This window comes from Dyadobacter sp. (assembly GCF_039919315.1).
GTDB lineage: Bacteria > Bacteroidota > Bacteroidia > Cytophagales > Spirosomataceae > Dyadobacter.
This window is the reverse complement of sequence record NZ_JBDSFX010000004.1, coordinates 1-26703: the sequence shown is the minus strand read 5'-3', so window position 1 is coordinate 26703 and position 26703 is coordinate 1. Positions and strand designations below refer to the sequence as shown.

General features: G+C 47.4%; 31 protein-coding genes and 1 tRNA gene. 2 read left to right on the top strand and 30 right to left on the bottom strand.

From position 1 onward, the window contains the following. The 10 genes from ABIO93_RS02305 to ABIO93_RS02260 all read right to left on the bottom strand — a co-directional run. Positions 1-3721: hypothetical protein (locus tag ABIO93_RS02305; protein ID WP_348063992.1), on the bottom strand; the 3721-nt coding region annotated here is incomplete at its 3' end. 95 nt (positions 3722-3816) lie between these two features. Further along, the gene (locus tag ABIO93_RS02300) at positions 3817-4332 is read right to left on the bottom strand and encodes a hypothetical protein (protein ID WP_348063990.1); all 516 of its coding nucleotides are present in this window, start codon (positions 4330-4332) and stop codon (positions 3817-3819) included. Next, the gene (locus ABIO93_RS02295) at positions 4329-5147 is read right to left on the bottom strand and encodes a hypothetical protein (RefSeq protein WP_348063988.1); all 819 of its coding nucleotides are present in this window, start codon (positions 5145-5147) and stop codon (positions 4329-4331) included. The genes ABIO93_RS02300 and ABIO93_RS02295 overlap by 4 nt, the downstream gene beginning before the upstream one ends. 8 nt (positions 5148-5155) lie before the next feature. Continuing rightward, positions 5156-6097, bottom strand: a complete 942-nt coding sequence (locus ABIO93_RS02290) for a DUF6712 family protein (protein WP_348063986.1) — start codon at positions 6095-6097, stop codon at positions 5156-5158. A gap of 52 nt (positions 6098-6149) precedes the next feature. After that, on the bottom strand, positions 6150-6464 hold the full coding sequence (locus ABIO93_RS02285; RefSeq protein WP_348063984.1) for a hypothetical protein: 315 nt from the start codon (positions 6462-6464) through the stop codon (positions 6150-6152). An 11-nt stretch (positions 6465-6475) separates the two neighbouring features. After that, positions 6476-7810 (bottom strand): hypothetical protein, encoded by a 1335-nt coding sequence (locus tag ABIO93_RS02280; protein WP_348063982.1) that lies wholly within the window; start codon positions 7808-7810, stop codon positions 6476-6478. Further along, on the bottom strand, positions 7807-8079 hold the full coding sequence (locus ABIO93_RS02275) for a hypothetical protein (protein WP_348063980.1): 273 nt from the start codon (positions 8077-8079) through the stop codon (positions 7807-7809). The genes ABIO93_RS02280 and ABIO93_RS02275 overlap by 4 nt, the downstream gene beginning before the upstream one ends. A 313-nt stretch (positions 8080-8392) precedes the next feature. After that, a complete protein-coding gene (locus ABIO93_RS02270; RefSeq protein ID WP_348063978.1) occupies positions 8393-10063 on the bottom strand; it encodes a hypothetical protein in 1671 nt (556 codons plus the stop codon). Next, positions 10038-10685: a hypothetical protein gene (locus ABIO93_RS02265; protein WP_348063976.1), complete on the bottom strand. Its 648-nt coding sequence runs from the start codon at positions 10683-10685 to the stop codon at positions 10038-10040. The genes ABIO93_RS02270 and ABIO93_RS02265 overlap by 26 nt, the downstream gene beginning before the upstream one ends. Next, complete coding sequence (locus ABIO93_RS02260; RefSeq protein WP_348063974.1) at positions 10682-10990, bottom strand: hypothetical protein; 309 nt, start codon at positions 10988-10990, stop codon at positions 10682-10684. Before ABIO93_RS02260 ends, ABIO93_RS02265 begins: the two co-directional genes overlap by 4 nt. 137 nt (positions 10991-11127) lie before the next feature. Here ABIO93_RS02260 and ABIO93_RS02255 point away from each other — a divergent pair, with 137 nt between their 5' ends. After that, entirely contained in the window at positions 11128-11871 is a 744-nt protein-coding gene (locus tag ABIO93_RS02255; RefSeq protein WP_348063972.1) for a hypothetical protein, read from the top strand. On the opposite strand, the gene ABIO93_RS02250 is transcribed toward ABIO93_RS02255, so the two are convergent. The 9 genes from ABIO93_RS02250 to ABIO93_RS02210 all read right to left on the bottom strand — a co-directional run bounded on the left by ABIO93_RS02250 (position 11868) and on the right by ABIO93_RS02210 (position 18242). After that, positions 11868-12623, bottom strand: coding sequence for a hypothetical protein (locus ABIO93_RS02250; RefSeq protein ID WP_348063970.1), 756 nt, complete (start codon positions 12621-12623; stop codon positions 11868-11870). The two genes, ABIO93_RS02255 and ABIO93_RS02250, sit on opposite strands and share 4 nt — an antisense overlap. An 82-nt stretch (positions 12624-12705) precedes the next feature. After that, a complete protein-coding gene (locus tag ABIO93_RS02245; protein ID WP_348063968.1) occupies positions 12706-12900 on the bottom strand; it encodes a hypothetical protein in 195 nt (64 codons plus the stop codon). A 1-nt stretch (position 12901) separates the two neighbouring features. After that, positions 12902-13444, bottom strand: a complete 543-nt coding sequence (locus tag ABIO93_RS02240; protein WP_348063966.1) for a hypothetical protein — start codon at positions 13442-13444, stop codon at positions 12902-12904. A 49-nt stretch (positions 13445-13493) separates the two neighbouring features. Beyond that, positions 13494-13922, bottom strand: coding sequence for a hypothetical protein (locus ABIO93_RS02235; protein ID WP_348063964.1), 429 nt, complete (start codon positions 13920-13922; stop codon positions 13494-13496). A 57-nt stretch (positions 13923-13979) separates the two neighbouring features. Further along, positions 13980-14963: a hypothetical protein gene (locus tag ABIO93_RS02230; RefSeq protein ID WP_348063962.1), complete on the bottom strand. Its 984-nt coding sequence runs from the start codon at positions 14961-14963 to the stop codon at positions 13980-13982. Positions 14964-15004: 41 nt separating this feature from the next. After that, on the bottom strand, positions 15005-16312 hold the full coding sequence (locus ABIO93_RS02225) for a S49 family peptidase (protein ID WP_348063960.1): 1308 nt from the start codon (positions 16310-16312) through the stop codon (positions 15005-15007). 557 nt (positions 16313-16869) lie between these two features. Then, on the bottom strand, positions 16870-17235 hold the full coding sequence (locus ABIO93_RS02220; RefSeq protein ID WP_348063958.1) for a hypothetical protein: 366 nt from the start codon (positions 17233-17235) through the stop codon (positions 16870-16872). Then, a complete protein-coding gene (locus ABIO93_RS02215; protein WP_348063956.1) occupies positions 17235-17678 on the bottom strand; it encodes a hypothetical protein in 444 nt (147 codons plus the stop codon). The genes ABIO93_RS02220 and ABIO93_RS02215 overlap by 1 nt, the downstream gene beginning before the upstream one ends. Before the next feature lie 6 nt (positions 17679-17684). Further along, entirely contained in the window at positions 17685-18242 is a 558-nt protein-coding gene (locus tag ABIO93_RS02210) for a hypothetical protein (RefSeq protein ID WP_348063954.1), read from the bottom strand. A gap of 195 nt (positions 18243-18437) precedes the next feature. Here ABIO93_RS02210 and ABIO93_RS02205 point away from each other — a divergent pair, with 195 nt between their 5' ends. Further along, positions 18438-18911, top strand: a complete 474-nt coding sequence (locus ABIO93_RS02205; RefSeq protein ID WP_348063952.1) for a hypothetical protein — start codon at positions 18438-18440, stop codon at positions 18909-18911. A 514-nt stretch (positions 18912-19425) separates the two neighbouring features. On the opposite strand, the gene ABIO93_RS02200 is transcribed toward ABIO93_RS02205, so the two are convergent. From ABIO93_RS02200 to ABIO93_RS02150, 11 genes are all read right to left on the bottom strand, one after another. Further along, entirely contained in the window at positions 19426-19815 is a 390-nt protein-coding gene (locus ABIO93_RS02200) for a hypothetical protein (protein WP_348063950.1), read from the bottom strand. A 494-nt stretch (positions 19816-20309) separates the two neighbouring features. Then, a complete protein-coding gene (locus ABIO93_RS02195; protein ID WP_348063948.1) occupies positions 20310-20702 on the bottom strand; it encodes a hypothetical protein in 393 nt (130 codons plus the stop codon). A 25-nt stretch (positions 20703-20727) separates the two neighbouring features. Continuing rightward, positions 20728-21114, bottom strand: a complete 387-nt coding sequence (locus ABIO93_RS02190; protein ID WP_348063946.1) for a hypothetical protein — start codon at positions 21112-21114, stop codon at positions 20728-20730. Then, positions 21111-21611 carry a hypothetical protein gene (locus tag ABIO93_RS02185; RefSeq protein ID WP_348063944.1) on the bottom strand — a complete coding sequence of 167 codons (501 nt, stop codon included), beginning with the start codon at positions 21609-21611 and terminating at the stop codon, positions 21111-21113. Before ABIO93_RS02185 ends, ABIO93_RS02190 begins: the two co-directional genes overlap by 4 nt. Positions 21612-21626: 15 nt before the next feature. Further along, positions 21627-21890, bottom strand: a complete 264-nt coding sequence (locus ABIO93_RS02180) for a hypothetical protein (RefSeq protein WP_348063942.1) — start codon at positions 21888-21890, stop codon at positions 21627-21629. A gap of 23 nt (positions 21891-21913) precedes the next feature. Next, entirely contained in the window at positions 21914-22219 is a 306-nt protein-coding gene (locus tag ABIO93_RS02175; RefSeq protein WP_348063940.1) for a hypothetical protein, read from the bottom strand. Next, the gene (locus ABIO93_RS02170) at positions 22212-22565 is read right to left on the bottom strand and encodes a hypothetical protein (RefSeq protein ID WP_348063938.1); all 354 of its coding nucleotides are present in this window, start codon (positions 22563-22565) and stop codon (positions 22212-22214) included. Before ABIO93_RS02170 ends, ABIO93_RS02175 begins: the two co-directional genes overlap by 8 nt. 28 nt (positions 22566-22593) lie before the next feature. Then, complete coding sequence (locus tag ABIO93_RS02165; protein ID WP_348063936.1) at positions 22594-25698, bottom strand: hypothetical protein; 3105 nt, start codon at positions 25696-25698, stop codon at positions 22594-22596. 13 nt (positions 25699-25711) lie between these two features. Then, positions 25712-26053 (bottom strand): hypothetical protein, encoded by a 342-nt coding sequence (locus ABIO93_RS02160; RefSeq protein WP_348063934.1) that lies wholly within the window; start codon positions 26051-26053, stop codon positions 25712-25714. Positions 26054-26076: 23 nt separating this feature from the next. Next, a tRNA-Met gene (locus tag ABIO93_RS02155) sits at positions 26077-26149 on the bottom strand. Between the two features lie 196 nt (positions 26150-26345). Next, positions 26346-26615 carry a hypothetical protein gene (locus ABIO93_RS02150; protein ID WP_348063932.1) on the bottom strand — a complete coding sequence of 90 codons (270 nt, stop codon included), beginning with the start codon at positions 26613-26615 and terminating at the stop codon, positions 26346-26348. Positions 26616-26703 lie beyond the last annotated feature (88 nt).

The following is a 26703-nucleotide window of genomic DNA, read 5'->3' as shown; positions in this document are numbered from 1 at the left end:
GCGATTTCTGCTGCGTCATGCGTCGACCGCCCGTTGTTACATCGTAAGTACCCAGTAGGGCAACTTGTCCAGCCTGGTTTATCTGATACGGCTCACTGATAACAGAATGCTTCATGCCGTCCCGCAGATAAATGGTTTTGTTTGTGCCAAGTGGAAATAAATCGACTGGCACGCCCGGGGCCGAATTCAATAGCATAATATTGCTAAGGGCAGTATTTCCATTTTCGGCGTCAAACCAGCTACTCGTGCCATACCAAGTCACCTTATCAAAACTAAATTCAATTCGTCGATCGCCCAGACCACTAGATAACCATGGTTCTGACCAAACATTATTATTAATAATCCTAACCCCATTATATCTCAAATCTCCCAGAACGGGAACCACCCGGGACCCCGGTAAACTACGATTGTACCAGCCGCCGTAAACTTTGAGTTGATTGAGCTCAAATAGCTGCTCGAAAGTCCCTTTAACGGGACCACCTTCACCGTCAGTGAATTTGGCAACTATCTTGAATTTGCCACCGCGGTTGATCGGCTCGTTGTTCCAGGCAATAACACGGGAATCAGTCCCTGCCACATTAAATAGTCTCATGACCTGGACCGAAGATGAAGCTATGCCGCCTGTCGAGAAAGACACGCCGGCAGATGACACATCGGTATACACGCCTGCAACTTCATAATAAAGTTTAAGGCTTGCGTATGTATAGGTGAACCCTATATTGGTAGCTTTAAAATAGCCATTGAAGCCACCAGAAGGCAGATCACCATCGAAAGCGCCAGTCAACAGGTCTTTGATAGTAGAGCCGTCATAACCGTTAACCAATTTGAATATGACCGCCGGTGGCCCCGGCGGGGTCCCTACCGTTATATCTTTTGAAAGCGAGCCCACCGACAGCCGGTAAACCCCGTCAGGATATTTTGGTGATTTCCACACCTGGATCTCTGTCACATTGGCCACGTAATCGTGGGTAACTGAATAAAGTTTAGTATTGGTAGTAACGTTTAGCAGCTCGGTCAGCGCCTGCATGGACTGATCGATTTTCGCCAGGAATTCGCTGAATGATCCCTGGTCGTTATACTTTGGGTATCCTGCCGCCCAGTTGATGGTGGTGTCAATCGGCAGAACCAGGTCGCGGAAAACCCATTGACTTTTGCAAATGGCGCCACGAATACCTATCCGGTAGGTCTGACCAGGGAGCTTCAAGAACTCTGCAATAAAAAAAGGTCCGTTATCGGAAGGTGATGTGCCAGCGTGAAGCGGTACTATGTCCGTGTCATTGTTGACAATTTTCCATTGTAATGGATTAACCCCGACAGAATCGTAGGGGACCCGTATTTTACCGTTATTGAAAATCTCGATGGCTGTTTTCATATAATGGAAAGGCCCGACCTGACAATCGGTAAGATTGTTGTAGGGATCTTCCGGCTCCGGTTCGTCGTCGTTAGTCTGGACCCTGAGCGAAAGCACTTTTTGATTACCAAAAAGGTCCCTCACAGCCAATAGCACATTTTCCTCCAGGGGCAGCGAGTCGTCAAGTTTTCCGGACAGCTTTATAATCAAGCCATCAACAGTTACTTCAACACCTGCCGCTTTTAGCGAGTTGTAGGTTACGTCCACAGTCAATTCCTCATTAGGGTGATAAGATTCTTTGTAATTTTTCAGGTCCAGGTACCTGGTGAAGTCAAGCCCCTTGGAGACCACGATCGGGGGTAGCTCGTCAAATGCGGGATGGGTCATTCGTTTGATGTACCATTCTGATAGCTGGCCACCGAACAAATTGACATTGAGACCAGGGCTCATGGCTTGCAGGCCATTGAAAATGACCGAAAGACCGTCAAGGCTTTTGGCGTATGAGGGTACGGTAGGGTCTGTCTCAGCAGCATTGACTGCCGTTTTGAGATTTCGGGGAAGTCCCTGGCCATTGTAGAAGTCGGTGGCTAGTCCCGCAGGCAACTTCTTTTGAAGGCCTGCGAGCGCACGAAAAACACCGTCACTGCTGACCGGGTTATCACTGTTAGAAATAGGGTAAGGGTCGACGCGCAGAACCGGAGGGCCAGAAGTTCCACCACCACCGGTTGATGTTTCCAGGCTGCCGGCCAGCACTACATTTGCGGGGATGTAATCCTGTGTGTCTTCCCCTTCCAGCAGCTGCTCATCGAGCGAGTCGAAGATCCTGGCAAACTGGTATTCGAAAATCAAACCGTACTGGTTGTCGCCGTCTGATCCGCGTTGAATGGTATCACTGTTAACCTGGACCGCGTAGGCGCTGCCTTTGATGATCCGGTATTTGAGGGGGCTAATGAAAAGGTCCAGCCATAGGGCCAGCTCCTTTTTGCGCATCCAGCCGGTGGCCACTTCCTGGTTATCCTGGTAGGTTGCGTTCCAGTCGACGAATTGCGCCTGGGTAGATTGAAAATTATACGGCAGCACCTTTTGCGCCTGCTCTTTAAAGACCTTCCAGTTAGAGGATCCTTTGCCATAGGTCATCAGCGTATCTATCGAGCCGTAGAGGTTGACATAAGCAAAATAGCGGACGTATTCCAGGTGAGCGTAATTGACAACCAGACGATAAGGTTCGCTGACTGCTCCCAGATCATCCTGGATGGTAATCGTAAATTCTTTGACCGTGCGGCCGGTACCGTTGAAATAACCCAGGTTCAATTGCTTGAAGCCTACCCCGAAAATGAGTTTCTCGTACTCGAGCACACCCGTGATCACCGCTGTGTTGGTGGTCAGCTCGGTTCCGTCGGCAAACAAGACAGTCGCCCGGGCGTATATGTTCTTTCCGGAAGCGCCGAAATTTACCCAGCTCACAAATACCGGTTCGTCCTGGCGGACTACCCTGAGCGCCGGGCGCAAACTGAGCAGTTTATAAACACTGTTAGATTTCTTAAAAGTGTCTATCAAGCTTTGCGGACCCGTTTTCCATTGTGCGAAACCACCCAGCAGCACCACATGATCATCGGTCTGTTGCAGGGTGCCAATACTCAGGTTTTGCCCTCCGGCAAGTGCGTAGCGCAGGTAATATTTCCTCCGGCTCTGGTTGCAACGCTCTGCAACAGGCAAAACCATGTCAGGGATCTCGGAAGCCAGATTGCTATGCAGCACCGCCGAAACATCGAATACCGCCGTCGAGCTTTCATCAAAAGGCTGGGTAGCGTTATATTTGAGTTGATACATGGAAGCATCAGCCGTTTGCATCCACACTTCCACGTAGACACTGTTATTGACAACAGTGCTATCGTTTGTGCCGGTCACGCTGGGTGTAAGCCCACCACCGGAGAAAACAGTCTTATTTAAATTGAATGCAGTGCCGGCCAGGCGCGCGGTAAGCTTGATCGTCCAAAGCGTTACAGACCCAAGCGGACCACTAATGGTAACCGGGTGCGCCTGGACGGTAAAGTCTTTTTGTAGGAAATAATTGCCGGCAAAATAAGGCACCAGGCTTTTCACATAAGTTTCGTGTGTGGCAATATCCCATACCGGGTAGGTTGGAAACTCAGAACCGTACAGACCTGGCAGCTCAGCAGCTGTAAACCTGAGATCATTTTCGCCCCACCGGAAGATGATTTGCGAGCCGGCCAGCACTGGGTTGTCGATCGAAAGAATGGTTTCGGATTGGATCCCGGGCACGATCCCTTCACGGTCGTCTTCAAACACCCATGGAAGATCATTCTTTGAAAAACCGATTTTTTCGGGAGGAGTAACAACTATTGCCATGAATCAAAATTACCCGCGGCCTGCCCTGGTCAGTAGGACAAATTATGCCGCAAGACGGACATTAAAGCACTTTAATTAAAGTGCTTTAATAGGTCCTAATCGTCCCAGGCCTGGGGATCAAAGCAGGTTCCAGCGGCAACACGCCACGTGAATTCGATACGCCAGCCATACAGATCATTGGCTAATGGTCCGACCCAGTTTCCTGGACTGGATCCGGAAATCATTGTGGGTTTATTGTCGATTTTAATTTGCAGCTTATCCGATTGGTTTTTCATCCTGGCAAAGATCTGATCTGCCCCGATTTTGCAACGTTGGTAGATTGCCGATTCGACATCGCCAACACCTTCACTGCTTTTTTTTGCCTGGTCCAAAACGATGAAAGCAGACCTAAGCACCTGGAACCGGGCGTCTGAATTTTCATTGTCTTCGTCGTAAAATTCTACCATCAGACATGGAAGCGTAAGCTTGTTTCTGACTGATACCAGCATCATGTGGGCCATTTCAGGTCCTTCCACAAAAAACAGGTTGACCATGCCCGGTTCTCTGCCAAGAAGTTTCAGTTTGGAGGCTACGTTTTCAAAATAGCTTCTAAAATCGGGATGGCTGTTCATTTGACAGGATTTTGAAGGATTGTCTCGTTTAAATTAAAGAGCACCGTATGTGCCGGCATCGCCTCGATCGATTTAAATTTGGTAACATCCCGTTCGGCCATCGTCGACAAGGTTTTTAGCCAGGAAAGCGATACCGACTTTCTGGTCTTTGGCTTGATTGGTTTCTCCCCTTCTTCTTTTTTGGGCTCTGGAAAAACCAGCTTGTACATTTTAGGCAGCATGTTTTTAGCGCCGTAGTAGTTCATCAGGATTGCCCACTTAACATCCGGATCCACCTGCTGAAAAAACTCGGCGAAATATTCGACCATGCCTTCCTGGTAGGGCTGGCGTTTATCGGCCTGATTCTTACGATCTTTTGCTGCCGGCCGGTACAGTATGCCACAAAGCTGGTCGAGTGCGTCCACACTCTGGGTTTTTTCAAATTTTTCCAATTTCCCTTCCGCCATGATGAATTCGGCGAAGCTCAAATGTTTAAATACATCCCCGGGGCCGAAAAGTGAAACTAGACCGTGTCTTTTAGTAGTCACATGCACCTTCTTGATCATGCATTTGGAAGGCAGTTTCTCAAAGTCGTAAATGAATTCCAGTGTGCTGAGCAGTTCTATCCGCTGAACTGCATTGAGCAGCTCAATATCGGGGATGCTCATTTTTGCCAGGACGATCAAAAGCATCCATTGTTTGGATGGTTCTCTTTCTGCCTGCTTTATGATCGCGATCGTGGCCAGGTACTGCTCCTGGCTTAACTGGTCAAAGCCCGTGGGTAAAAGAAAGTTTTTTGTCCTTCCATCCGGGAAGTTTAGCTGTATAGGTATCATCGATATGCTTAAAAAAGTATGAATCCTGAACTTTCCTGGCACGCCACCGGCGCTGGGTCGACCACCGGCGCGGTATAGCCATCGGGCTGCAATTGATTGAGCAGTTTGACCAGGCTTTGCAATGTCGCTTCCCCGCTTTTTTCGTATTCTTTGACAGCTGCTTCGATACGCGAATTTTCAGACGGTGTCACTGAGCCATTCTCGCCGATCATGACCTGCAGGCCTTCGTTGGTAAATTTAACGCTTCGGGTGAGCAGGGCGCGGGCTGTGGCCAGGTATATCAACGCCCGGCGCGCGACCGGTAGCAGAACCTTGTCATCTTCATCGAGCTCGCTTTCTTTCTTAGCTACCAGGTTGGCATAGTAACCCTGCATGATCGGGGCGATCCTTTCCTGCTCATGATAGCGGATCCCTTCCCGCATTGCGCGGAAAGTGACCCGTGGGTAAAGCATGTTAAATAATCCTTGTACCATGGAAGCCGACGGTACCAAAGAGAGCCTTTCAGCTTTAAATTCTTTGCTGTCGGCGTAATCAGGAAACTCGACGATTTTATCAGCCAGATAATTCATTAAATCATCCAGCGCTTCCAGGCCTTCGAACAGGTAACTGGTTTCGAGGGTTTTTTGCTCGCGATCCCCAAGGTTCCAGCGCTGATCTGTGCGCGTCTTATAAATCCCGGAGTCATCGATCTGTACGCCTCCAATTTGCACGTAATACCACAAAGCGAGCGGCACACTAGCGCTCCGGATGTAGCCCAGCAACTGGGTTTGAGCAGCATCCAAAGTCCCGCCTTCGTAATCGAGTTTTAACTCAGTGTGAAAGTCCACACCCAGCAGGGGGATAATGAACCTTCGTTCTGCTTTTCGGACCGCTGGTTCAATGGATTTAAAATTTAGGTCCCGGCTGACTGGGGCGTATTGGCGGATCTCGTCAATGGTGGAAATTAGCATTGCCAAATTTTATTTGTTTCGGGCACCAGGTAGCTGCTCCGATCGTGAAAGATTATTTTGTTTCAAAGCTTCTCTTGCCGAATTCACGCCTGAACTTCTTGATTGCCGTCGGCTGGTCTTTTGCCCAGACCTCGAAATAGACTTCGATGTTTTGAAAATGGAACCTGGTTAGCCAGTTCGCTTTTCTACTGGTCCAGATCTGCACGTCGACACTTTCGGCCGGCATTGGTCGTGGTTCCAGCATATTTACCGGAGACTTCACCGAAACGGTACGATCTTCGAAATACAAAGGGCATTGCAGAAGGCAAAGCGACATTGCCAATAACATGGCGACATTTAAATCCAGTAGTCTGCTTAAAGTTTTCATGTTACTGATAGTTAAGCCGCCGCCTGCTGTTTAGATCCAGCGCCGGTGTCCAGGGTGGTTAGTAAGGTTTGGGTGGTCCCGAAAACGAGCCCGGGATATTTTTTGGCCCAGCCGTTGTAGTCGGCTATAAAATTGAGCGGCTCGTATTGGACGTCACGGTAAGGCTGTAATTGAGAAAGGTAAATCAGCAGCGACTCCCGTTTATCAGATCCACCACTACGGGATCCCATTTCTTTGGAGGCAAAACCAAAGAGTGCTGGATCGATGCCCAGTGCGTAAAGCAAGTGAGCCGTAGCCTCCATGTTGTCGGCCAGATATGCCCCGTCTTTTAATCTGTCTGGTAAAACATTGATTTTCCAGCCTTCAATAGTCTTACCGTCGACAGCTGAAACGCCGAATTCGGTAGCCAGGGCAACGCCCGCTTTTTCGGCACCCATGAGTCGCCTTTCGATTTCGGCCACTTTGTTTTGCTTGATCAGCGAACGGGCTCGATCATCACCTTTAATCCATTCATCGCCAAACTGATTCTCCCAATACTCCCTGGGAATTTCAATGTGGTACTTGATGATCATCTGGTTTTCAAAGAGCGCTTTTTTCAGGATTGGCACTTTCGCCAGCACATCCAGCCAACCGGATGTACGGATACCGTCCCAATGCGCCAGCTGGTAGAAGGTTGTGCCTGGTGTAGGGTAAGAGCTCGGGTAAATGAACTTGAAATCGCCCGTGTGCTGGTCACGCATCCAGTCGACCAGGTCGTATTGGTAAGGGTCCAGCGTCCGGACTTTGATCGTTTCGTCTGAGTCGACAGATCCGTACGGCCAGTTCGCATTGATGTAAGTAAACTCACTTACGCCATTGGCATTCTGGGATCCCAAACGGCAATAAGATGCATCATTAGGATGGATGTGGGTGATCTTCTTCCTGTTTTTGGAAAGGATTAGCTCGGGGAAAATATTCAGGAACCAGAATATGTCATTGGCTGATTCGCGCTGATAGCGCTTGAAGTGCCGATTATTGAGGAACTCGTGAATCTCGTTGTCCCGCACGTATGAAAGTTTCTGTTTTCCTTCGTCGTCATAGTCGACCTGGAAGGGGATCACCGGTGTCGATATCAGGTTGGCTTGCCACTTTAAGGCCGTGGGTATTATTGTGCTGTTTCTTCCCTTTTTTAGTACTTCCTGAGGGAAATCATTTGCATCACCCCAGGAAACCATCCCGGTAGTATTGATCGTCAGGTTATCCTTTACGATCGGCTGTGAGGGTTGAGCACCTGGCTGCTCCATAGTGATGACAGCCTTGCCGGCAGCTGACAGCGCAGTGTTGCTATCTGGAAAGATGATATTCATAACACAATATGGCCGTTGATTTCCTGGATCAGTTGGACATGCACATGCCTGATCTCGCCGCTTGTCTGGTTTTTGACGTGGATAGGGTAGCGTTTTTCCCTGCTTCTTTTCTTTCCATCGGTACTGGCCACCGCCGACGTCCTTCTTTTGGCTATTAAAACACCCTGATCAAAGACAATGCACTTGCCGCCAGTGCCGCGCTTTTTATCGGCGGTACAGAAGACGATCCGGAAGCAAACAGGACGTTCCGGATTGCGGGACTCGTCCATAATTTTAAGAGCGTCAATTACGAGTATAGGAGGCTTCATTGCACGAAAATACCCCCATAAAAGGGGGGCAGATAGGACACCAAACTGCGGAATTGCACAAAAACACACCGGTTTTGTATAGGGTTTTGCACTTTTTTTTCGGTCAAAAGCCTCAAAATCAACACCATCGCGGGTCAGCATTTCAAAAAAGGGCACTCAGTCGGAATCCTGACCCCGCCACACCCTGCGGCGTGGTGCAATTGCTAAAGGCCGACAGCCGCGATATATGACGCGGCCCCCCGATCCGGCCCGGCCTGGCTCAGAGCCGACCGGGCTAGTCGCCGAACTCGATCAGTGATGAGCTTGGCTTGACACCATTGCGCCGGCGCTTGATCATACCATAGACCAACAGGTCTCCGGCATCGGTGTAGTGGGGTGCCTGCTGCTGGTCAGCCTTCTTGTCCTTCTCCATCCATTTGTCTTTCTCAAAGCCGTGCTTGCCCTTGGTATCAAACTCGGTTAGATCCATGGCAACGCGAAGCTTACCGGTATTGGTCTTATTGAACCTGGCCTGGTAGAACTCTGCACTCGATAGCGGCCGGCCACCGAGCAGTAGTGACCAGAGCTGGTACCTATTGTAAAAAGAAGGTGTCACACCCACCCAATAGAGGGTGACAGTCCAGCCCAGTTGTTCCAGCGTCTCTTTAAATTCTTCAATGGGATTCTTGTCACTGACCGGGTTCTTGCCTTTGTGGGTGTGGTCATAATAGACTATGATTTCCTTTTTATAGTAGTAACGGTAGTAATTGTCAACCTCAATGGCCAGGTCTGATATCTTCTTTGGATTCAGTACATCCATGGCATTCAAGATGGATATCATCATTGCAGCTTCCTGGCCAAAAACTACGTTGTTGATCTTACCGCCAACATCGAGGGCTGCTTCAAGTGCCACTGACTTATTGAGGTCAAAGTCTTTCCGGCAATCATTGATATTGCCTTTACCATATGCTTTCTCTGGCTGGCCATCGACGAAACTGTAGTCGATGGATGAGTAAAAGTGCTTATCTGCCAGGTCGGGATAGAAGGAGTTTTGGACCTGCTTTGGCCTGATGTTTAATACAGATGTACGGAATAGGAAATCGGGTAGATCGCGTTTAAGATCCTTGATAAAATCAATGCCCAGTACATCAATGTTCTCTAATGTGCTGGCCTCTGAATAAAAGATCAGATCCTTCCGGACCATGGATAGCTCTTTGTTGATCTGGCTGATCTCATGGATTTCACGGTTGGTGTATTTACCTCTTTTGCTGGCGGCTATGCGGATTTCATACAGGATCTTTTCGAGGCCGAGAATGTACTCGTTAGCAGCAGGATCGACCATGTTTTCGAAATCATGGATCCATCGACCTCCGGCCGTGGTCGGCATGTCGGTAGTGAAAATCTCAGAGTGGTGCAAATGGCAATCGCCAAAATACCGCTTGTTTCCACGAAGCGTCGGCTTTACTTCACCATCGAGTTTTGGTTTGTCGAGCAGTTTTGCTTCGTCACCACCATACCAGTCGACGGACATACCATTCGATGATGCAGGGCGGTCCTGGCTAACCAGTCGCATAACACTTACATTATATCGGTCAACCCGGACAAAAATGCTGTGATCAGCTGTTTCCGGCATTAAGTAGGGCATTTTCAGCCCAATGTTTTTAGGTGGAAAACGCCTGACCCAAAAATCTACATCGCGCTTCAATCCCATTTCCTCCCACCGGTTGATGATCGGGGGCATGGTCCTGTCCAGCAGCTGCATATAGCTTTCAGCTACGTTGATACCTCCTGAACGGGGCATCAGCTCTAAACATCGATGGAAGCGGTGGGCTAGTGCGCCGGCACTTTTACCGGTCGCTCGGCCCCAAACTAGCCGCATGATCCTGGCATCGATAAGGTTTGCCATTAACTGTGGCTTGTTCCAATACAGTGCCTTTTGGCTAAGATCGTTGATGCTGCTGCTCATTGCGCGGGTTGTCGAGTATGTCGGCGTAATAGATATCCTGAATTTGGGCCTGCGCTCTTTCGTCTTTTAGCTTGTACCAGCTCTTTTTCAGGCTTTCATAGTTTGGAGTAGGAGCAGCTCCAACTGTGGCTGGGTCACTGTTAATAATCACCTGGACATTCACCGGGGTAGGTAGTAAGGCTTTTTCGCGGTCGAAACCGTGTATTTTGGTAAGTGTGGAATCACATTTAGCAGCTATTTCCAGCCCTTTTGTGGTGCCGGCTTTAATCGCCTTGTTCCGGAGCCGTTTGGTTCGTTCGATCAGCAGCACCTTTTCAAATTCTTCATTGACCTGGTCGACAGTGCAAAAGAAGCGTTGACAAGCCCGGACGTCGTTATACGCCTGGCGTTCGGATATGCTGTAATGTCTGACCAGCGCGCGGACAACTTCGATATCATTGACCGGCTCAAAGTTGGTGTACCATTCGCGAGCGAATTTCCACCGGGCCAGCTGCTGCTCCTGGACCGCTGAAATCTTATGTTTGTCTGGATCCAGGTACCATTTGTAAATGGCATCAAAGTCATCAGCAAATGGATCCGACTTGGATGCCGGAGAATTGTCAGGAACGGGAAGGATGTTCACGAGTCTAGGATTTTTTGCTTTTCAATCATTTTTTCCACGAAGATCAACGCGCTGGGTTCGCCCAGTTGGGCCAGGGGGATCAGCTTTTCGCGCATCTCGATTTCCAGCTGCATGCGGCCGCGTTGAACAGCCAGAAAGAAGGGATGAAACCGGTCTTCCATCCAGGACAATGCGTAATGCTGCTCGACTTCGACCCAGATCGCGATTTCGGAAATAGACATCAGCAGGTAGGCAAGCCGCTGGACCTCAGAGAGCATTTCCTGGGATAAAACAGGCTCAGGGACGTAGCGTTCGGGTTCATTCATACCGCAAGACTACACAGTTTCAGTGCAGTAAGATCGGACAGAAATTCTGACTCAATTCCTTTTACAGCGTGTTGGCTCACTTTCCATGGCATTGCCCTGATAAAAAAAACATGTATCTTTTTATCAGAATAATTAACATGAAATTTGATATAGCAATGGAGATCGATCAAATTAAAGCCAGACTATCGGGTACTCGTTTCCGTATCATAAGTGAGACAGTTCTTAGCGCTAATTATATGCGCATTCTCGTTGAAACTGGCGATAAAATAGTCCTAGAAGGTTCGGAAATAATTGTTAGCGGACCGAACAAGACAGACATAGAAATCCTTTTGGGCGAAGGCAATTATACTCCGGATTTCAAAGATATTGGGCGAGTCGCGGGGAAACTGATCAAGGATTTGGCAAAGTTTTTCGGCGTCTCGGCGGCGGGAGGTGTTATTGGGAATCGCGTCGACAAAAGGATTGAAGACCTTGAAAATGATAAGCCAATACATAGAGTAACCGTAGGGAAAATCCTTGAGGTTCCTAAGCTGCAATATACGGACTACCCTCTGTTAGAGCCTATTAGGCTTGCTCTTATTAGCGATGAAGTGATCCGCGATCCTAGCTATCTGCGCCCCCTTGTTCACCCTTTAAGTTACCAACAAAGAGGTGCCATACTCCATATATGCGACGAAGAAGGTATCTCGATGCAAGATCTTATTGCTGCAACTGGACTTAGCGAATATGGCATTTTTTTGCTCTTTCATAGGGCATTGCATATCATCCCAACTCAAAAAACCAAGGTGTTAATTTTAAAAGCCATAAATGCACGCGTAGGCAAAGAGAAATATACCGTTGAAATGATTTTCCCTCCCAGGTCTGCTGATAGCGACGATTAAATTTCAGTCTCTAATTCTTTGAGCCGGCTACGCCACTGATCCAATACTTTTTCGAATTCTTTTTTACGTCTGGGATCCTGTTCACTAATCACTTTTTTCAAGGTCCTGCTGATATAGGTCCGTACGTTTAGCAGCTCGCGCGGAAGTTTGATATCGGTTGGATCGATCGCTTCCTGCTCTGGTACCCGTTTGAATTCGATGTAATAATCAATTTTGGCAAACAGGGTATCCAGCTCGTCGGTGATATCCATGACCCGGAAGGCAACCTCTTTTCGCTGCTCTCGTTCCTGCGGATCTGGTAGGTCACGGAGCCTCTGTTTTAGCGCCACACGCTCATTCATTAGGGCGTGGGTAGTTTGCCTCATTTTAGTGATTTCCTGCGGCTCATCAGGCACGTTTTCACGGATTGGCTCTGGTTTTAGCTTCGCGCCGGTGAGCTCGTCGAGCCTTTCCTCCATCTCGCCGACCTTTTCACGAAGATCGCTCACTTCGCAGTCCAGGTCTTCGACATCGGATTTTATCAGCTTAATCCCGGGATCGGGCTGCTCTTCTGGTTCTGGATTTAGACCGGGCTCGGTAACGCCTTCCATGATTGCAGCAAGCAATTTATCCCTGAAAAACTGGTTTATTCCCCTGCAAAGCATGCCGTAGGTGACATTTTCACCGTAGCGCTGTCTATAGAGCCTGAGCCCCTGGGTGTAATCCTGGGTCTTTTCCCATTCGAGGGCCTGAATACAATACTCTTTGGTCATAGCTTTAAAAACAAAATCATCCGGATGCGTGCGCGTCCGGATGATTTAAATTACCATTTAAACACCACAAAAAAATGAAAGGTCAGGACCTTACCACGTGTGGATAACCGCCCTCTATGAGTATCCCGGCTTCGGTATCCGTCAATTTGGTAAGGTCATATTTTTCGCCTCGGAAATGAACGATCATTTCGTCTTTCATTTCCAGGCCTACAATTTGGAATGACTGCTTTTTAGCAGCAGGTTCACTTACAAGTGAATTTTCAGGGATCTTGCTCATTTTAGGTTGCAGGGGTTGTGGTTACAGCTCCGGTGTAAAGCAAACGCATTGTTGCCGTGTTGGAAACGGTAAACTCATACATGCCACCTTCACCTTCGTTAGCGCCCGGCACTTTGGTCCCCTTGATCGTAGCGTACTGTTTCGCCGTACCAAGCTGATCATACGTCCCGTCAGGCATGTTGGCATCCTCGGTCAGGAAAACAAATGGCCTTATCCCGTTAGCCTGATTAAACAGGATCGTTGCCGATGGACTGTTTGAAGGCTCACGGAAAACAAGTGAATTGTTTTTGGTTCCAGAGTTTTCGCCACCTTCGGCAATGGAATATGCTCCGGTATTCTTCACAATTTCAATCCGCTTCCAGGCCTTTTGTGGCTTGAAGGTATGGGTCTCTGAAATGGTATGCTTGGCCGTTCCCACGGCATCGGCTGCCGGTTTCTTTAACAAAAGGAAGTCAGCCAGGGGCGCATAAAACAATACCAGTTTGGTGCCGCCCTGGTTGCTATCGCACTGGTCGTCGAGTACGACGTCTACTACTTCACACATGGGTTTCTATTGATTAAAAGCTGTTAAGCCTGGTTAATAAATTGATTTCTTAAACAACAGGCGTTAGAACACTGCTATTTTTGTCGATAAGGATCTTGATGAGTCCCTTGTTCGATTTCAGATCTTCTGCAGTGTACTCCGTAGAGCCGTACCTGAAACGGCCCAACGCGCGGTATTTTTTACCTCCGTGGGTGATGATCAGTTGATCATTGGCGACTTCGCTCTGATCGTCCAGGCTTGAAAGGGCATCGCTCAGCTGAGCGACAAGTGCCGTTGATTCAGCAAGCTGACTGTTTGCAAAGTCGAGCGCTGTACCTTTCTCGGCCATACTGACTTCAAAAACACTCACGCTTTTCTCAGCTGCTTCCAAAGCGACTTTTAAAGTTGCCAGAGCGTCATTAGCCTCTGAGAGCTCCTTTTCTTTACCAGCAAGCTCTTCTTTAAGCTGCTCGACTGTTAATTCTGTTTCCTTTGACATAAGTATTAAAAGGGATTGGGAAGGTGCTGAGCACCTTCCCTAAGTGATTGAACCTATTTAAACAACTGGTGCGCCGTCGTTAACCCAGACCAATTCAGGGATGACGAAGCCGACACCCATCCACCAGTCAGTCATTAACTTAACAAGACGGTTCTCGGCCTGGATGTCGAAAATGCCTTTGGAGTTTTGCGGCCCTTTACGAAGCATGATCGCATTTTCTTTTGGCGTGGTGAAGATCCTGTCATTGGCAGATCCGTCGGCTTTCAGGTTCATCGATGGCAGACCGACCAATGTGAGGTTCGCGTATTTGACGCTGACAGTCCCGTTCGCATTTTCGGTAAAATCGGCGTCCTTACCATACTTTTTGCGGAATCCGCGCTTGTATGGTCTCATAAGCCTTTGCGGGATGTACGAGTTCATTGGGATCTCCTGGTAAAGGCTTGGAATACCGTCGGCATATTCTTCAAAATATTCCACCAACTGAACTTCGTCAGTCGGGATAGCTCCCAAAGCGATTGGCACAATCCGGGTAGCAGTAATATGATCATTGATGATCTTCTGGATACCATTCATTGAGGTTCCAGCTGGTCCTGCTACGTTGTTGGTAGGTGCAGCAAAAATACCGCGACCAATTTCGAAAAGCTCCTGATCCTGCTGAATGCGCGGGATGATCATCTTTTCGATCCAGTACTTGACATATGGCCAATCTGTTCTCTTAACATTCATCGACGCAAGGAAACCCAGCCACATGCTTTTGATATCGTCCGGATACTCAGAAAGGTCCGCTTTGATGTTGTACTGGCGGATTTCAACGGGCTTGAATTCAGCGGTACCGATCGGCGTGAACGCTTTTTGGAAAGGCTGAACGATCCGGCCGTGCCGACTTTCAGATGCGCGCCAAATGGTGTCGTCGGTGATCACCTGAGTAAAGACCTGCTCTGTAACAAAGCCCTGATACAGCTGGCTATAAATGCTGTTCTGGTTTTGTCCGGAATTCAGGTAATACGCGCCAAACGCGGATACTAATTCGGTAACTGTCATTTTTAACTATTGATTGAGGATGAAGTGTAATTTGCTGTTGGTTAGAAGCCCATTGCGGCCGCTTCTTTTTCTGTTTCCAGATCATCTATTACCTGGCGAAGAGTTTGCTGACCGCCATCGCCTTTCGGGATTTCATCTTTGGCTTTGGATACTTTGGTTCCCATCGCACCTGGTTGTTCGCCTAATACTTCGATCTTGCCTTCCAGCTCAGTGACTTTGTTGGTCAATGTGGCTACGGAGGCAGCAGCTGCATCACGTTCTGTGGTCAGCGTTGTAACCTGGCCGAGCGCCTGATCACGTGCACTGGTCAACTCAGTGATTTGGTTAGAAAGCTGCTCGACTGTTGGTGCTGCACCTTCCGGAGTTTCCTGCTCATCGTTGGCAGATTTTACCAGATTGCCCATTGCAGTCAAAAAGGTTGAAAACTTTGAATTCGACATTTGTATGGTTGATTGTTTGTTGGTTGCTACCATGTCCGAGAGCAAACCGAGCGTTTCACTATCGCTGATCTGCTCATCGATGATGCCGTTTTCGATGGCATCATTTGGGAAGAATATGCGGCCTTCCATTGGATCCTGGCCTTTGCCAGTCAGCCGGTCACCGCGGCCGGCTTTTACGTCAGATATGAACTGATCATTGTAAACAGTCAGCTGCTTTTGCATCAGCTCTGAATTCTTTCCCCCGCTTTCGAAAAACTGGCGGACTTCCTCGTTTTTCTGGGAAGATCCTTTGGCGTAGATATCAAAGATGTCCAGCCCGAAACTGGCGTAGTACTTATTCCAGTCGGCAATAGTCCGGTAAGTACCGATCGATCCGATCTGATCACTTGGCTGCGTGGCCACAATGCGATTGGACCCAGCAACCATGTAATACATCGCGCTGGCACAATATCCGTCGACAACAGCTAAAATCGGTTTAGGGAAATTCAGGACGGCTTCGTAAGCCTCCCTGGTACCATGCAGCATTCCACCAGGGGAGTCTACGATCAATTTTACGCCGCCAACCCTGCTATCATTGGCCAGCTGCGCAAGCATGCTGACCAGGTTTTTTGAACTGGTAGCGTAGTAGGTGGAATACTTGTAGACCGGACCGACCAGGTTGATCACGCCAAGCGCTTGACCTTTGCCAATGGTCTCGTCCTTACCAGCCGCCGCAAATGCGCCGGCCGACTGAACTAACAGATTGGACTCCATGGTCGGCCAGAGCTTTGACATATCATCGCCCTTGTCCGCTCTGAGGATCAGGTCCGAATGTTGAAGAAGCCAGTTAGGCTCGATCAGCCACTGCCCGGACAGGCAGCGGCTGATCATTGTGATTAAAGCATGAGAGGAAGAGTTTTCGACTGACATCTTTCAGGTTCTATGAGGCCTCAAACCTAATAGCACCTGAAAATTTTCGGTGGGACAGAAACGCCCGGTATTTTTTGGTCACAAAAAAGCCCCTTGATGATTTCAAGGGGCGTCGCTTTTAATAGTCTCCACGGGCATGGCAACGCGCTTCGAACCTGATATCCATGCTGTACAGGGCGCAATCCTCACGTGTTAAGAGACATCTATCATCGGTTTGTTGGAATCAAAGATCTCGAAGTAACATTTGCCTTTTAAATTCTGGTATCGTCTTATAGATTTCAAGCCATCCCGATTCTACATCGGATAGCATTTTGTAAGACGGTTTTCGATCCCCAGCATGTTGAATCGTCTCTTTTTTACAAGTTGAACAATGCATCAAAGCCGGCCGGGAAATAGTATCCAGTATGTTATCCATCGTTTGAGGAAAAAGAGGGTGGTAGTACTTAACCAACTCATCTTGGGCAATCCCAAACTGGTTACCGGTCCCGCACTGCTGACAACATCTATTGAAAAAATAAACAGTAACCGACATATGGTTTTGAAGCTGACACTACAATTCAATAAACGTCATCAAATTCCCAGTTGTTAGGGCTTGATGCTGATCGCCGAAACTGAATAGCGGCGACACCTAGCCTCACTTCGGTCAACGATAGCGGTTCCATGATTGGAACAACCAGGTACGGCAGGCCGTCAGGCACCTTATAATTTTCTGTTTCAATCCTTGACATCCTTTCGAAAGCCTCCCTTTTTGCACGGGTATCGCCGCTGTCGAAAATTTTGAAACAGTCCCAGCTTACCCAGGCATGATTGGAATCTACATGCAAAAAGCCCCAAACACCGGGTTTATCAAGCTTTGGCAGATAAGTTACTTTTAGCGAGATCCGCTCGCTGTGTCTAGGATAAAAGGTCCAGGTTAAAACCATTAAGCTATTACGACGGGCCGTTTAGTGAATGATCCTGTAAAGTTAAGCTTATATCCCTGAGCTCCTACAATTTCGACAGGATCAAAAGTGCTTGTCGATAATTTCACAAATTCTTCCCTGGTACCCACTATTCGCCGTTTACCATCGTAATGAGCAACCCGGAGCACAAGCCTCATTTGTCCCATGGCATCCAGCTGATCGGAAATTTCCTGACTGTCATTAACAACCAGGCAGGCCACACTTACCGACGTTAAATTTCCATGCGGCGTATCCTCTGTTGGCTGGGCGAAGGATAGCGTGTTCTTATAAACGCCAATTCCATACCACTTATTTATTGGTACAGGAACGCTTCCGTTCCAGGCGCTGATTTCATGCCAGGGCAGGAACTCTAGTGAATATACCCCCGTGGGTAATTCACAGAGTTCAGATACTATATCATTCATAAATTCTTAAATTTTTCCCAGGAACATGCCAGGAAGAAACGCTGAAAAGTCACTGTCAGGGATATTCTTTTGCGCACGAAAACGTAAATACATTTTTCGGATACGATCATCGTCAAACGAATTGTCCCGGATGTTGTACTTGTTGCGGAAGTTGTCGATCGTTGACTGGATAAAGTTAAGGTCCCCGCGGCTCCGGCGCATTTCCATTTCCTGCAAAATCTCAGTATACATGCATTTCATGATCATGTTTTGAAATTCAAGTACGCGGCGCTTTGGAAAGATCGTAGCAGGATAAGCGTTGTTGTATCGAACTGGAAGCATAAAGCTCCATTTCTCCGTCATTTTTCGAGATGTCAAATACTTGATATCTTCCTCAGAATTTGTAAAAGTTTTCGTCTGTACTGTCTTTCGCACCAGGGCGTTGATACACCACATCCCTAAAAACTCGTCCTTATTCACTTCTCCACTATCAGGATACCATTTTTCCAGATAGTTTTTCACCGGCGGACTGACCGGGATAGAATGTTTAATTCTCCGGCCAACCCGAACTTGTTCCACATGCATACACTGAAAGAGGTTTTCGTCGATTTACAACGTAAAATTATCAAGTATTCGTTTCGACCGTAGGACAGCTACGACCGTCAGCCCGTGCGAGTTGCATGTCGATAGAATCCATCGTGAAAATTTTGTTGATATTATTACAATCAGAATTTACAACTTTTCTTGATATTTATAACATCAACGAACCTAAAAATTATCATGACTACTTATGTAGAAAAAGGAGATATAATACTCCTTGAAAAGGGCATGAAAGTGCAGTATCCGCTGACTCCGATCAGAATGTACAAGAACCATAGCCCGTATTCAAAAAGGACTTGTGACGGCCACTGGGAAGTTGGGATAAAAAGGATAGGGCTTTCCAATCCGCAGCCAGTACAGGAATTTTTGACAAAGTCGATCAGCTTTTTATTCTCCTTCCAGGAAGTTCCACTCGATCAGAATATCCTGCACCGTTTTATCACGCACCAGGCTCCTAATATCCCGCAATTAGAATTGCTAATATCTGTCGGACACTACCTGGTGACTGACGTTATTTTCAAGGAAAGGGAGCGGAAGGTATTTTGTGAGACCTATCGGCCAGAACCCGGAGCAGCCATTTTCAAACTCTATTTTTACCAGGATAGTAACAACATAGCCACAATCGATCGCCTGAAAATTATGAAACAGTCTTGACCTTATTAGTATTGAACATTTACAAGGCCTCGGAATTAAATTTCTGAGGCTTTTTTGTGTCCGAATGCTGTGCGACCGATCTCGCTGCCGAAGGCTGGGGGGCTCAAACCACATATTTTTTTTGTAATTTCTTATTTTTTGTATTTGCAACTGATCTTCAAGCGGTTACATGTAAAATTAGCGGCTATCAGTTTGTATTTTGGGATACAAACTTTTGTATTTGACTATTTGAAACCGAAAAAGGATACAAACCTGTTTTTGATTTTTGTAACTTTTTATCCTTAGGATAAGAAATTAAGTAATTTTCTTATCTCTGAAAATCAACACTTTAACAAGTATAAACAGGTTAAGATAAGAAGTTACAAAATTTAATGGACTTTTGAGAATGGGGTGAAAGGGGGAAATTGACCGCAGCCCTCGTAAAACAAAAAAGGGCGGCCCGATTGGCCGCCCCTCATATAGGAATTTTGTGTTTTTTAAAGAGTACTGCTTTCAAGTGTCCAGCCTTCTGCTCTTAAAGCGTTTCTGAGTGGTTGAGTTGCTTGCTGATCAGAACTGCGTCGTGTCCATAATAGCCGTTGTGGGCATTGTAGGCGACGAATTGAAGTAACCCGGCCGTGGTTTCTAAATTGACGAACATAGCACCGCCGGCATCGAGAGATTCGATCTCTTCGATATACTTTTTATTTAGCGCCTGGTCTACCACCGCGATTGATATCAGCTCAGAGCCGATAAACTCCATTGTGTTGTCATTTGTGATCAGATAGCCCCATTTCTCACAATAGTATTGACCGTCTTGGATACCGATTTTAATTTGTTGTTCAGTGGTGACGATGACAAAGCCTTCGTAGATGGAATGCTCAATCTCGAATGATCCGTTATAAATATTCAATATTGTTTCCATAGGTAGTTGGATTCTGTTAAAGTTTGTAGTGATCTATCGTTCTGTAATTGTAACGGTTTTGGTAGCCTTGATACAGCGATATCCGCGCTTCCTCCAATATCGCCAGCCACGAATACTTCCGGCAAAATTCTCAATTGAGCCTTTGCGGGTCTCGGAAAAAGCCCAGCCGACTATGGTATCAACATGATTCACAACTACCCATCCTTTAGACTGGACATTCATTGGCTTCATAAGTGTTCGACTCTGTTAAAGTTTATTTATTACTCAGGATATTTTGATTTTTAGGTGAATTCATGACGTCTTCTTCCCGTTTCCAGTACCAAAGCCCCATAAAATTTTAGTAGGTCATTTTCTGCCATGTTGGCAAGGTCTGCGCTGGCAAAATCATTAATCTAACATATTGGGCACCGACGTTCGAATTCGAATGGTTGTAGTCGACGTTGTTCAGCGAGAAACCGGGACCACCAGCGGCCACAGCGCACGACCTGTTTCTTTTATACTATTGGGCCTTGGAAGGCTTTATAAATTTCAGAGAATTCCGGATGAGTGGCTGCGTACCTGGCCGTTTCCCTGTCCTTGAAAACGAGGCGGGCACCGACGACCGAAATCGAATGGTCGTCGTCGACGCGGCACAGCGAGAAACCGCGACCACCAGCGGCCTGATCACGCATATTCCACCATATTTCCCACTTATCCTGATCCCTGTTGTTATAGTCCGGAACCCAGCCCTGGTTTAAAGCCCTTGTGAGCACCAGGGCTTTGGCAAAGCCGTTTAAGGCCAGTTGGTCATCATTTTTAGGATTGGCATACGGGATGATATCTTCCGCCCTAACACCTTCAACCTCATAGGCCTGCTCAATTGTTTCTACTCGTGCTGCGATATTCATTTGTTTTGATTTTAAAGGTTAGAACTTACTTTTTCACTACCATAAAGCCTTCGAACAGGTGCTTGAAGTGCTCGGCAAAGTATTCCGCATCCTGCTTTTCGATGAAAACGAGGCGGGCACCGACGCCCGAAACCGAACAGCGGCAGCGGACGTAGAACAACGAGAAACCGGGACCACCAGCGGCAGGGCTACGCATATTCCACCATAGTTCCCATTTACGTTCGTTGGTATCATAGTCCGGCACCCTTCCCTGGTTCAATGCTTCAATGACAACAATAGCATGCTCGAAGCTGTTAACTGCTTTCTGCCGGTCGTTTTTCGGGTTTGGGTACGGTGTGATTTCTTCCAGGGACGTTCCTAAGAATTCGCAAGCGTCTTTCACTTCAGTGATCTTTTTTTTGGTGCTACTCATGATTTTGCAGGTTTTAAAGCTTTGTTGAAAATTGATAGGAATGATGTTGCAATGAATCTAGCGGTTTTTTCATTCTTGAAACTGCGGCGGGCACCGACGAACGAAACCGAACAGAGGCAGCAGACGTCGTCCAACGAGAAACCGGAACCACCAGCGGCATTTTCATCCCAAACCCACCAGATGTACCATTTTTCTTGGGCCTCATTGGCATAGTCAAAGACATGTCCTACACCATTGGCAGCTTGAATGATCACATCGAGCTGGTGGTTTGCATAGGCGTATTCACGCTCGTCTTCTGGCAAAAACGCGTAATCCGAAATGGTCAGAGGTTTACGGGCGAGCAACTGGCAGTATGCTTCGTAGCTTGGCTCGACCGAGGTGATATCCTGGTCAAAGTTATACGGGGCGCAAAAGCTCCTGAGGACTTCCTTTACTTCTTTTGAAGCGCCATTATAGGCCTTCTGTGCATTTGCTGCAGTGATTGTTAAAGTTTGCATTCGATTGTTATTTGTTTAATTAAGAACTTCCCTTGTGTCAATGAATTCGCCAGCGTATTTCATGCTGCCCTGGGTGATCAGTTTGACAATATGTCCATACGGCTGCCTTGTAAGTTTTAGCGTATCCAGGATCAGAATATCGACGTCCGATGGCTCGTAGCGATTGTTTACCCAGGTGAATGCGCGGCGATAAATGAGCAAGATCCTTCCCTTTGAATCTTTCCAGATCGTTTGTTCCCGGAGCAGGTGTACATCGGTGGTGTCTTTAACGTGTGCCATGTTATCAGGGTTTGTTATGGATCCTATTCTTGAAAACCGCCGTACTCTAAAATCCGGTGATAGACAATATCATCGCCGGTAAATTGAACGGCGATGATAATCTTGACGGCGTCTCCGGCCTGACTGGACTCATGGCAACGGTCACAAACATACGCAACGGCGTTGCCGCGTTCACCCCTGAGCACATTTCCCCAAGTAGGAAACTCCCAATTTGCTGGTATGTCCAAGGGAGCCCAGTTCAGATATTGAGAGTCTTGTAAAAGCCTTTCGCAAGCGCAGCACTTACATTTCGCCAAAATAGCGTCGAAGTCAACAGTGGCGTTACTCATCAGAAACACCTCCTTTCACAGCGAGCTGGTCAAATGAGCCTTTTATCCTTTTGATATCAACGTAAAGCAGAACGCTGCCACCGGTACCGTAGATGTGGATCCTGGCATCTCCTCTTTTACCATGGCCAGATCCGGGATCCACCGCAACCGCTTTGCAGTTTTTGAAACGCTTATGCAGCTCGCTCAAATTGAAATTCAAGTCGGTCAAAAAGTTTCCCGGCTCGCAGATCAATAAGCGATCGTTGAGCCGGACGCGGTCTATTACCTCCTTCTGATAGCTGTTTTTCGAAGTGTAGGCCATACCCATATCAATGAGGTAGAGCTCTGTTTCTTGTGGTGCATCCATTGTACACGGGTTTAAGTTGAATAAAAGGTTAAAATCCAATGTCTTCGTTGTCGTCCCGACGCTCGAAGTCTAATCCCGGCACTGGGTCAGGATACTTCACGGGGCCTATCCCTTTGATCGACTCGTCACTTTGCTTGTCGCTCCGGAAATAAATGGCTTCCCGCTTCGAGTTGTCGAAATCACGGATAATTCTTCCCTGGCTATTTTGCAGGTCGACCGGGTTGAACTCGTACCCATGATAGGCCGCGTATTTTCTACAGTAATCCGTGAATTTTTGGGTTGACAGGTCGCGGATCTTCTCGCTGGACATGTAGCTATCCTTTGCATATTCCTTGCAAACCGCTCTGTTTAGGTTTCCGGATTCATGGCCGAAATACACTTCCGCCCATTCGAAGAACCGGCCTCCCATCGAGCTCATTAGGTTCCGCTTGTTGAGATTGGCCATCGGCGGCTTAATTTTCTCAGTGCAGGTCAGGTAAAAATGCAGGCACTGACTCATGAAATTGAAAAACAGGTTCCATTGGATTTGGTCAAAATCGTAAAATAGCTGCTTTCCGTCAAAATCGTCAACAGGCATGCGGGTTTCCCGGTATAATGTGCCTTCTCCTTTTTCGTGGTAATAGTCGCTAAATGCGGTTACCAGTTTGCGGCGCTGGGTCGATTCGGAAAAATCGCGGTCACCAAAATTGCTATCAAACCAAAACTTAGGGGATTCATCAAACGAGATGTTGTAAGACTGTGCGTTTTTCGGGTTTGGGCTCATGTCCCCGGTGATATCGCCATAAAAGACGCCGTAATCAAGGTACTCAGAACAGTCGTCAAAGATCAGAAGGTCAGTATGACGGGTGACCTTGTCATAGATGTGCGGATTTTTTGTGAGCATCGGATTCCTTCCAGAAAAACTAACGTTATACCGCCACATCCATTTTAGCGCCTTTCCTGTCAGGGATTTTCCAGATCCACCATTTGACTTCGCATCATCCCCTTGCATTTCAGAAAGTTTATTATCCATCGCCCAAATACACCAGGCTCGTGCCGGTGATTTGTAGCGGTGCATCATATACCCTATTGCAAAAATCCGGTTAACTAGGTGCTGCTTTTGCTCGGCGCGTTCCGCTTCGGTGAGCAGTTGGCCAGCAATGTTAAATTTGTTGGCTTTTAGGTAGGCGCGCTGATCATCTATGTTACGGTTAGCAAAAAATAGCTCGATTTCTTCCTTCGTCAATCCGTGTTCCAGGATATATTCGTCCCGTTTTTTCGGTGCGGAATGGGTCATCCAAAGCGTTTGGCGTTCTTCCAGTTCCTTACGCCAATGTACCCTAGCGGTGTTAACCTGAAAATTTAAGAACTGGCAATCGTGGCTTAAAATATCAATATCGTACTGGCCACTTTCAAGCTTATCGATCCGGAACATTGGATCTACCTTTTTGACAATGGCCTGCGCGTTATTTCTGGTAGGATAGGTGATCACCTTGTCTTCCCAAACATATTTCGGTGTATTGAGTCCTTTTGATTCTTCGATTCCGGATGCGGTGACTTTCCAGGTGCAATTCTCGAAAAACAAATACTGGTGATCGTGGCCATTTGTCTTAAAGTCAGGTTCAATCAGCGGAAGGTTTCCTAGGTTCGAAACACTAAGCTGATTGGTTGTATACATGGTATTGAGCAGATCTTGTGTGATGCTCTCGTCGAATTGCCAGCGATCATCAAGGAAGCCATGTAAGTATCCTTTGATGTCTTGCGCATCGATCTTCTTTACCACGCTGCCAACAACATGCACATAAAAAAAACCGTCTTTGTCGCGCTCTGACTTAATCCGGGCAAATCCAGACCGGTACAGAAAGTTATAAGCCTGGACGTGGTTGAACTTATAAACAATCAAAGGCCGGTCGAATTTCATTTTCTGTTTGCCTTCATCGTTATACTGATATTCTTCGTCCCAGAATCGGTATGGCAAAGCTGTGGTCAGTAAACGGTCGAAATTCTTTTTATTGTGGGTTTTCAGGTAGTCGCGCAGGTCTTTGCTGGTAGCTTTGCCGGTTTCCTTGTCGACGCGAAGTATCTTTTCCGGAAGCCACACAGTTCGTAGGTTTAGGAACTTAATGGCCAGGGCGTGCCCGGTCATTTTCCCGGTCCGGTCGATATCCGGAAGGTTGTATACCTTGTTGGCGATTTTCAGCAGCGCGGACATATCTTCACCGCTCAGGCTTTCTGATTCTGAATTCATCCAGATTACCCGATATCCAAGGGCAGCACAGTTTAAGCCGTCTGATCCACCAGAACAGCATATTATTTCCTGCAACTTCGCTTTCTGACGCTCAACTTCTTTTTCGACTTCATCCTTACTGGGAGCAAATTCCTCACTAGTCTGGCCTTCCAGGGCCTTTTCCTTGGCGATCTTATCATATTCGTCCCTTTTGAGCTGACGTACAAAATCCTGGTGCTGTTTCAAGCCATGGACATAATGAGACGGCTTTTTGCCAACATACCGGAATCGTTTGTCGTGTGGTGCCTTAGGCCGGTAAATTTTCCCGAATTCGCCTTCGTCGAAATAGAAAATAGGATATTCGTCGGTGCTGTAGGTGGTCAGGTGTTTTCCCTGAAATACATTTGTATAGCATTCCAGGCTTTTAAAATGGTAAAGGTTGAACAGCTGCTGGGCCTTTTCCTTCCTGGTTTCGTCCGAGCTGCCAAGATTAAGCCAAGCACTGTCCGTTAGGACCGTCCGGATCTCAGTGATCGTAAACTCTTTTGGGATAACTCCGTGAGCACCTTCCGCTTCATCGGGTTTGGCCGGCCGCTCTTCATATCGGGGTTTTGCTGCGAAGTTCTGCGTTTCATCCTGGTAATCGTAAAAAGCGCAGACATCCCTGAGCGCTTCACCATATTCCCATCCTTCCTCCAGCATCGCGATGGCGATGGCATTGCGCCACTTCCCATCCCGGCCAAAGTCAGTAACACCCCATTCACCGGACTCCAATTTTTTTATACTGGCACTTGCTGTCTTCTCTTCCCGGGTTTTAAATTTTCTGTGTGTGTTCCTGAAACTTTCTTCTGCATCGGGGTAATATCGAACGATGTAGCTTTCGCCGCCATCACCCGCAAATAATCGGTTCAAATCAATTCTGGCCATTAAAAAAAGGAAGTTACTGTATTGAAGAAAATAGGGTTTGGAGGGTTGTGGCCACTAAATAGGTTTCCAGTAAGCCTTCAAGATCAGCGGCCGGCGGATCTCTTTGAAGAAGATGATCGGCCATATTAGCGCAGTAATTAGTATTATACTGTCGCATTATGACCCGCTCGTAATCGTCGAATTGAAGAACTACATGACGACCGGAAACGTACCTGGCACGCTCAATTTTGTTTAGAAGAGTTTCGTGTGTCCGGCTGACGTTGGGCATTCTGGTCTCGTTCACCCGGATGATAATGTAAGCTAAGGCGACTTGCCGGTGGCTTAACTGGATACTTTTGCTGATAGATGATTCCATAATGATAAGTTGGAAAGGATTTGTGGCGGGAGCCGGACTCGAACCGGCGACCTATGGGTTATGAGCCCATCGAGCTACCAACTGCTCTACCCCGCTATGATTGGTTCATTTTAAGCTTACCGGCCGCAAAGCAACCGGTAAGCACCTTTTTTACTCAACGAACCTTGTAAAAGGTTCGCAGGGTGGGAGCCTTGACGACTCCATGCCGGCTAAACTGGTAGGATACCGTCACACCCTGCAGATTCCACTGGCTCAACATGGCCAGCAAAATCTATTATAAACCCTCCTCTAATTACCCCGGGCAACAGGGCGCTGCTCCGGAAGTTTCTTTAATGTCTGGTCCATCGTCCGTTGAAATGAAGGTTGATAGCTTCGACTGCTGATCTTCAATATTCTGGCGTATTTCGTCTTTGGTTACGCCATACATCAGGTAAACTTTGATTGGGTGAAATTTCAGGACCATTTCCTGGACTGTCAGCCAGTACTCCAAAATGAAATTGGTCCTTTCTATCTCCTTAGCCACTTTCTCAGCCCATAGCCGAGACTCGTTATTAGTGCTCACCGGGATGTCGCTTGGTCCCCAAGTAAACTGCCAGCCCGTAGCAGGCAATTATAAAAATACCTGCGAGGGTCAAATAGAAAGTGATTTT